8 protein-coding genes are annotated in these 8,158 nt (G+C 30.2%); 7 read left to right on the forward strand and 1 reads right to left on the reverse strand.

The annotated features are described in order from the left end of the window. The first annotated feature begins 91 nt into the window (after nt 1-91). The 6 genes from ACNG5D_RS12070 to ACNG5D_RS12095 all read left to right on the forward strand — a co-directional run bounded on the left by ACNG5D_RS12070 (nt 92) and on the right by ACNG5D_RS12095 (nt 6,252). A complete protein-coding gene (locus ACNG5D_RS12070) occupies nt 92-2,464 on the forward strand; it encodes a TonB-dependent receptor (RefSeq protein ID WP_418183775.1) in 2,373 nt (790 codons plus the stop codon). 4 nt (nt 2,465-2,468) lie between these two features. Continuing rightward, nucleotides 2,469-3,314: a DUF4249 domain-containing protein gene (locus tag ACNG5D_RS12075; RefSeq protein WP_418183776.1), complete on the forward strand. Its 846-nt coding sequence runs from the start codon at nt 2,469-2,471 to the stop codon at nt 3,312-3,314. A gap of 102 nt (nt 3,315-3,416) precedes the next feature. Further along, the gene (locus ACNG5D_RS12080; protein WP_418183777.1) at nt 3,417-3,950 is read left to right on the forward strand and encodes an RNA polymerase sigma factor; all 534 of its coding nucleotides are present in this window, start codon (nt 3,417-3,419) and stop codon (nt 3,948-3,950) included. Between the two features lie 5 nt (nt 3,951-3,955). Further along, nucleotides 3,956-4,498 carry a hypothetical protein gene (locus ACNG5D_RS12085; protein WP_418183778.1) on the forward strand — a complete coding sequence of 181 codons (543 nt, stop codon included), beginning with the start codon at nt 3,956-3,958 and terminating at the stop codon, nt 4,496-4,498. Continuing rightward, nucleotides 4,479-5,567: a hypothetical protein gene (locus ACNG5D_RS12090; RefSeq protein ID WP_418183779.1), complete on the forward strand. Its 1,089-nt coding sequence runs from the start codon at nt 4,479-4,481 to the stop codon at nt 5,565-5,567. The genes ACNG5D_RS12085 and ACNG5D_RS12090 overlap by 20 nt, the downstream gene beginning before the upstream one ends. Nucleotides 5,568-5,577: 10 nt before the next feature. Then, complete coding sequence (locus ACNG5D_RS12095) at nt 5,578-6,252, forward strand: hypothetical protein (protein WP_418183780.1); 675 nt, start codon at nt 5,578-5,580, stop codon at nt 6,250-6,252. Nucleotides 6,253-6,327: 75 nt separating this feature from the next. Here ACNG5D_RS12095 and ACNG5D_RS12100 read toward each other — a convergent pair whose 3' ends face one another. After that, nucleotides 6,328-7,482 carry a DNA polymerase III subunit gene (locus tag ACNG5D_RS12100; RefSeq protein ID WP_418183789.1) on the reverse strand — a complete coding sequence of 385 codons (1,155 nt, stop codon included), beginning with the start codon at nt 7,480-7,482 and terminating at the stop codon, nt 6,328-6,330. Nucleotides 7,483-7,821: 339 nt separating this feature from the next. Here ACNG5D_RS12100 and ACNG5D_RS12105 point away from each other — a divergent pair. Then, a partial coding sequence (locus ACNG5D_RS12105) for a hypothetical protein (RefSeq protein ID WP_418183781.1) occupies nt 7,822-8,158 on the forward strand: 337 nt, incomplete at its 3' end.

Raw genomic sequence — 8,158 nt, forward strand, 5'->3', positions numbered from 1 at the left:
AATCAAACTTAATTTGTGTTGTAATGCAACCCTATAGAAAATGAGATGTCTATAGGTATAATATCATTAATCAAAAAACAAACAAGTTAACATGAAACACTTACTATTAGGTTTTTGCCTTTTAATTAGTACACTATTAACAGCCCAAGAATATAGTATTCGGGGCACAGTTAAAGACTCAAACAACGGAGAAACTCTACTTGGAGCTACCGTATTTTTAAAAGGAACCACAAATGGTTCTATTACAAACCCTTATGGTTTTTATTCGCTAACAGCTCAAGAAGGCACATATACCTTAATTGTATCGTATATGGGATATCAAGAAGTATCTAAAACCATAACTTTAAAAGCAGATTTAATTATAGATTTTGAACTTACAGAAACTTCAGAACAGTTAGACGAGGTTGTTATAACTGCCGAAGAGCCAGAACGTATAAGCCTTAGAAAACCTCAAATGAGTGTGTCTAAACTAAATGCAGCCACAATTAAACAAATACCAGCAGTTTTAGGCGAAGTAGATGTTATTAAATCTATACAAATGCTACCAGGAATAACTAATAGCGGAGAAGGAACTGGTGGTTTTAATGTTAGAGGCGGCGCTGTAGATCAAAATTTAGTATTACTTGATGAAGCTATAATTTATAACACTTCTCATTTTTTTGGATTCTTTTCTGTATTTAATAACGATGCCATAAAAAATATAAAACTTTATAAAGGAGATATACCAGCAAATTTTGGAGGTCGTGTATCATCGGTTCTAGATGTGCACCAAAAAGACGGAAATAGTAAAGAGTTTGCACTTAGCGGAGGCGTTGGTTTAATTTCAAGCAGGTTAACCGCCGAAGCTCCATTATTTAAAGAAAAAGGCTCTTTTTTAATTGCAGGTCGCTCATCGTATGCACACCTATTAATGAAAGGAATAGAGCAGGTTAAAGACGATAAAATTTCTTTTTACGATTTAAACCTTAAAACCAATTACGAGATTAATAAAAACAATCGCGTGTATTTGTCTGGTTATTTTGGTAGAGATGAATTTGATTTATCTAACATTGTAAAAAACAAATATGGTAATGCATCTGGTAATTTAAGGTGGAACCATATTTTTAACGATAAACTATTCTCAAACCTTTCTCTTATATACAGTAAATACGATTACCGAATTGTGTTAGATTTTATTGAGCTCGATTGGATAGCAGATATTAAAAATTATAATATAAAATACGATTTTGGCTATTATTTAAACGATAAGCTTAAAATAGATTTTGGGCTAAGTGGTATACTTCATAACTTAAACCCTGGAGAGGTAAAACCAACATCAAATACATCGCCAGTAAACTATTTAAAACTAGAGCAAAAACGTGCTTTCGAAAGCGGATTATACATAAGTGCAGAACACCAACTTACAAATAAATTGGCATTAAACTATGGTTTAAGGTACAGCCGTTTTAATAGATTAGGAGGACAAAATATAATGAGCTATGTAAATAACATGCCAGTTGTTTACAATAACGAAACTGGCGTATACGAAGAAGGAGAAGAAACAAACGAAACATTTTTTAAGAAAAACGAAAGCATAGAAACGTTTAATAACTTAGAACCTCGATTTGGGCTTTCTTATCAATTAAACGAGTCGTCTTCAATAAAAGCAAGCTATACAAAAACAACCCAATACATGCATTTGTTATCTAACACTACAGCTGTTACACCTGTAGATGTTTGGACACCAAGTGGCAAGTATATAAAACCGCAAAAAGCAAATCAATACGCATTAGGCTATTATAAAAACTTAAAAGACAGTAAATATTCGTTAGAAGTAGAAGGCTATTATAAAACTATTGATAATAGAATTGATTATGTAGATGGATCCGATTTAATAGGAACAAATACTATTGAAACCGAAATTTTAAATGGAGAAGCTAGAGCTTATGGTTTAGAGTTTTTATTTAGAAAAAACAAAGGACGTTTTACAGGGTGGTTGGCCTATACACTTTCAAAATCCGAACAAAGAACACCGGGCGGTATAGCTGGAGGCTTAGGGATTAATGATGGTAAATGGTATAACACTCCATACGATAGAACTCATGATGTTTCAATAACAGGCGCATATAAATTAAATGACCGATGGAATTTTAGTGCTAATGCAGTATTTCAAACCGGACGACCAGTAACCTATCCAGATGGGCAATATCAATACGAAGGCTTATCAATAGCTAGTTTTTCCGACAGAAATAAAAGCCGATTACCAGCATACCATCGTTTAGATTTATCTGCAACATACAACCCTAAAAAGAATGCAAACAGGAAGTGGCAAGGCGAGTGGGTTTTTGGAGTTTACAATGCTTATAATAGAAAAAATGCAGCGTCTATTTCATTTCAACAAAACGACGAAACAGGTGTAAACGAAGCCTCAAGAACAGCCATTTTTGGCATCATTCCATCAATAACCTATAACTTTAAATTTTAATATCATGAAAACATATATAAAATCATTTTTAATCTTATGTCTTATTGGGTTTACATCTTGTACAGATGTTATAGATGTATCAGTCCCATCAGCAAAGCCCAGATTAGTAATAGAAGCATCTTTAGATTGGCAAAAAGGCACAGCAGGCAACAATCAAACCATAAAATTAAGTACTTCAACACCATATTTTGAAAACAATACAAATAGTATTGTAACAGGAGCTTCTGTAAAAGTTATAAATAACAACAGTAATGCAGAATATATTTTTACAGACCAAAACGATGGTACTTATACCGTTTCAAACTTTATTCCAGTAATAAACAATAGTTATACTCTAGAAGTGGTATATAATAATGAAACCTATAGCGCTTCAGAAACATTTAAATCGGTATCGCCAATTAAACGCGTAGAACAGTCTTTAGAAGGCGGGTTTGACGATGAAGTATTAGATGTTTCAATCTATTGGGACGATCCTGAGGATGAAGAAAACTATTATTTAATTAGGTTTATAGAACAGGGCGATTTATTTCCTATTTATGAAGATTTTCCAGACGAATTTGTAAACGGAAATGAAATTGAAGAGTTTTTTGAAAAAGATAGAGACACCGAAGACGACCAAGAAGAGTTTAACCCCGGAGATGTTGTAGAAATTAAACTATACGGAATTTCAAAACAGTACGATAATTATATAAGTCTTTTAATAGAACAATACGATAGCGGAGGAAACCCATATAGCGCAATACCAGGTAAACTTAAAGGTAACTGTATTAACCTAAACACACCAGAAAACTATGCTTTTGGGTATTTTAGATTATCTGAATTTGATACTGTTACGTACACATTTCAATAAACAATATTTAAATAATTATGGTTTAAGTGCAACCTTTAACAATTTACATTGTCTATAATAATTAGAAACCAATTTAAAGTTTGATATCAACCTAAAAACAAAGTGAATAACGCAGTAGTATTTACACATAAAGACCTTGTTGAGCGGAGTAAATTGGGCGACCGTAAAACACAATACAAGCTGTATTCATTATACGTTAATGCTATGTTTAACGTATGTATTAGAATAGTAAAAACAAAGGAAGATGCCGAAGATATTTTACAAGAAAGCTTTATAGAAGCTTTTAAAAATCTAGATAGTTTTAGGTACGAAAGCACATTTGGCTCATGGTTAAAACGTATTGTAATTAATAAAAGCATTAATCATTTAAAAATAAAAAGAATACCAATAATAGCTTTAGAGGAACAAAAAAACTGGATACCCGAACCCGAAGAAGTTAAAGAAGAAGGTTTAGACATAAGTAGTATTAAAAATGCTATAAAGCAACTACCACAAGGCTATCAAACAATTATAAATTTATATTTAATTGAAGGATACGACCATATTGAGATAAGTGACATATTAGGAATTAGTACATCTACATCAAAATCTCAATATCACAGAGCTAAAAAGAAGCTAATAGCATTAATGAATTGAATGAAATGGACAAACTAAAAAAATATACAAACCAAAATGCTACCAAATTTGACGATTACGATTTGGACGAGGTAGATAAATTAAGATTGTGGAGTAACATTGTTTCAGAATTACCACAAAAACCTATAAATGTTATTCCTCTATGGAAAAAAATTGGGTTTGGCGTGGCTGCAAGTATTATTCTTTTTGTTGTGTTTAGTTTATTCTTTGTTACAAATACATATCAAAATCAAGAAAACCAAATGGTTAATCAAGAACTATACGAAATTAATAACCATTATAAACATCTTGTTGATAATCAAATACAATTAATTAAAAATAGTTCGGTATTATCAAAAGAAGATCAAGACGATTTTTTATTGCTTGTAGACGATTTAGATATAGAATATAACAAACTTAAAGCAGAACTTAAATTAGGCATTAATAACGAGAAAATTATTGAAGCCATAATTACCAATTACAGAAAAAAAATACAACTTATGGAAGATTTGTTACAACGATCTTATCCAATTAAAAATAGCTTTGAAGATGGAGAACTTGTTTTATAAAAAATTTCTTTTTGGTGTATTTATTTTGTTTTCAATAAGTGTTTTAGGGCAAAATAAGGTTAATCGAGAAATAAAAAAGAACTACGCTTTTTCTCATGACGGAACATTTTATTTAGATAATAAATATGGCGATGTATTTATTAATGGATGGGATAAAGACTCTATAAAAATACTTATTAAGGTTGAAGTTAAAGGTAAAAATATTGAAAAGGCTAATGATCTTTTAAAACGTATTAAATCTAATATAGTAAGTACAAAATCTCAGGTTATAGTAAAATCTAAAATAGAAGAAAAAGAAACATCATTTTTTAATAAGTATATTAATAAAATAGACCCTTTTAAAAACGAAAAATCTAATACAAGTATTAATTATACGGTATACCTACCAAAATATGCAAATGTAGAAGTGCTTAATAAATACGGAGATATTATAGTTTCTGGGTGGAATGGTAAGTTAAACGCAGATGTAGAACATGGCGATTTAAGATTAACCGATAGTATTGCTACATCTACACTTTCTGTAAAATACGGAAAGTTAAGAGCTAATATTTTAAACAAAACTAAAATAAAAGCAAAAGATGCATCTGTGTCGTTTAATTACTCTAGCGTTTTAAAACTAGAAACAGAAGGCTCAACAATAGCAATAGATACTGTTGGAAAGTTAGATATTAATTCTAATAAAGACGATTTAGTAATAAATAAAACAAATAACACCTTTGGTAAGGTTAAGTATTCAAAAATTGTATTTAATACCATAACAACCAAAGCTAATTTAAATCTATATTTAGCAGAATTACGAGTATTAAATTTTAAAACAAAAAATCCAATAGTTAATATTCAGCAAAAATCTTCAGAGGTTTATATTAATATTTCAAACACCAATTTTAATTTTGAAGCAGAACTAGAGCAAGGCGTTTTAAGAATTCCAAAATCCATGCATAATATAAAAAGCAAAGTGCTAGACGAAAAAAATAAAATACGGCAAATACAAGCCTTGTATGGTACAAAAACTAAAGGTGTTTTTAATATTACAGGCTATAAAGGTGTTATTATTTTTAAAGAATTATAAACTTACCAAAATGAAAAAAACAATTACTTTAATATTTGTTATCGTTATATCTAACTGTTTACAAGCACAAAAACAAGAATCTGATGATTATATACAGTTTGATGACAGAAAAAATGTTGTTCATGGTGTGTATTTAGGTTTTAATTTACATTACGGCAGGTTAGATACCCCAGGAACAAAAGGTGCTGTTTTTGGAAACTTTAAATTGGCCTATGTAGCTAATCAAAAAATGGAAATTGGTATTGGTGTTACAGGTTTTTTTAATGAAAGAAATAACAATAGGCCAGATCTTTTTAACGGCGATAAAATAGCATTAATTGGCGGTTATGCTGGTATTCATTTAGAGCCCATACTTTTTGGAAAACGTTTTATAAGTGTATCGTTTCCTTTATTGGTAGGCGGAGGCGCTTTGGGGTATTTTGGAAATAGTTTTACAGACGAATATGATGATATAAGAGAAGAAGATCTTGAAGAGTTTTTCGTTGTAGAGCCAGGAATAAATATACTATATAATTTTTCTAGATATACACAATTTGAAACAGGAATAAGATATCGATTTACAAGCAAATACGATGTATTACCATACGACGAAGGAAACCTTAACGGGTTTTCTATTGGTGCTGGTTTAAAAATTGGAATTTTTAATATGGGAAGAAAGAAAAAAATTAAAGATGATTTTAATTAGAATGTAAAGAAACAGTAATTAACAAAAACTAAGAATTTCACGGTTCTAAAAGCTTTAATTATAGTGTTTTGTTTGTTAATTTGCTTTTTTATGAAGTAACCGAGTAAGTTTTATAGATAAATCGGTTAAAATTATTTTTGAGTTTCCGTTGCGCTCAATATGGTAAATAGCATCTTGCAGTTCGTTACTAATATCCATAATATTGTTTCCGTGTACAAACGGAGCAAAATTTTCAAGTTTAAATTTTTCGGTTTTTGGTTCTAAATATACCAAGTCGGTAGCATTATAATTTAATAATAAAGCTTGGCGAAAAAAATCTAAACAAAAATTAAGAAATTGTTTTTGAGTTTCGCGTCCTGTTTTTGCAATATCTTCACTCCACGAAATTAAATCGTGAATAGCTGCTTTATTACCTTTTGCTTTAAAAGCACTACGAATCCAGAAAATAAACCAAGTTTCAAATTGTATATCTTCAGAGTCTTGATACACTAAATCGCATGCTTTGTTGTAATTTCCGTTGGCTTGATGGGCTATTTTTGTAGCAGCACCGACATCAACGTTATATTGTTTTACTAAAGCTTCTTTAATAACATTTTCGGCTAATGGCGGAAAATGTAATATTTGGCAACGCGATTTTATAGTATTTATAATTTGCTCTTCATCTTCAGCAATTAATAAAAATATAGTTTTATTTGGTGGTTCTTCAATAAGCTTTAATAGTTTATTTGCGCAAGCCGTATTCATTTTTTCGGCCATCCAAATAAGCATTACTTTGTAACCACCTTCAAAAGATTTTAATGTAAGAGATTTAACAATATCATGAGCTTCGTCTACACCAATTTGTCCTTGTTTGTTATCAACCCCAAGTAGTTTATACCAATCAAATAGGTTTCCGTAAGGTTGTTCCTTTAAAAGTTGGCGCCATTCTTCTAGATAAAAACTAGAAACAGGTTTACTTTTTACTTTGTCGCTAGTAGTTACAGGAAAAGCAAAATGTAAATCGGGGTGCGAAAAGTTTTTAAATTTTAAATTACAGGTTTCATTTCCAGTATTGTTTTCGCCACCAGAATTAGTACATAAAATATATTGTGCATAAGCTAAGGCCATAGGCAAAGTGCCAGAACCTTCTTTACCAACAAAAAGTTGAGCATGAGCTATTCTGCCATTATCCACACTTTGAGTCAGGTGGTTTTTTATATGGGTTTGTCCTAAAATATCTTCAAAAAGCATCGAACAAATATACTTTTTGTTTTTTACATTTTCTTCTAAGTAATATAAAGATATAATGGGTAATTGTTTTTTGTTTTCGTACAAAAAGCAATTTAGTTTTTATTAAAAACAAAATGATTGTAGTGTCTTTTCTTGTTTTTCTATTTACTTGATGGTTGTTTTGTAACGTTTTGTAAATCATATTTTTAAGTATTGTAATTTAGAATGGTGTTTTGTTTTTCAATGTTAAGTTTTTACTAGAAATGAAGATTTAACATTGGAGAATAGTTATTATTTATATTTTTGTTAACATTAAATTTACATTGAGATAACATTAAGAATACATTAATAAAATTTATTATGAGCGAAAAAAACAAAAATCAAGCTGTTCTAGAAGAAACAACTATAGTTAAATCAGAAAAAAAATCGAAGACTAAGAATAATTCAAAATCTAAAAAGGAACAAGCTAAAAAAGCAGCAAAGTTAAAGGCAGCAAAGCTTAAAGCAAAGAAAAAGGCAAAACTTAAAGCAGCTAAAGCAAAAGCGAAGGCTAAGGCAAAAGCAAAAAAAGAACAAGCTAAAAAAGCAGCAAAGTTAAAGGCAGCAAAGCTTAAGGCGAAGAAAAAGGCAAAACTTAAAGCAGCTAAAGCAAAAGCGAAGGCTAAGGCAAAAGCAAAAAAGGAACAAGCTAAAAAAG

The sequence above is a fragment of the Algibacter ulvanivorans genome (assembly GCF_048381495.1).
GTDB classification, from domain to species: domain Bacteria; phylum Bacteroidota; class Bacteroidia; order Flavobacteriales; family Flavobacteriaceae; genus Algibacter_B; species Algibacter_B ulvanivorans.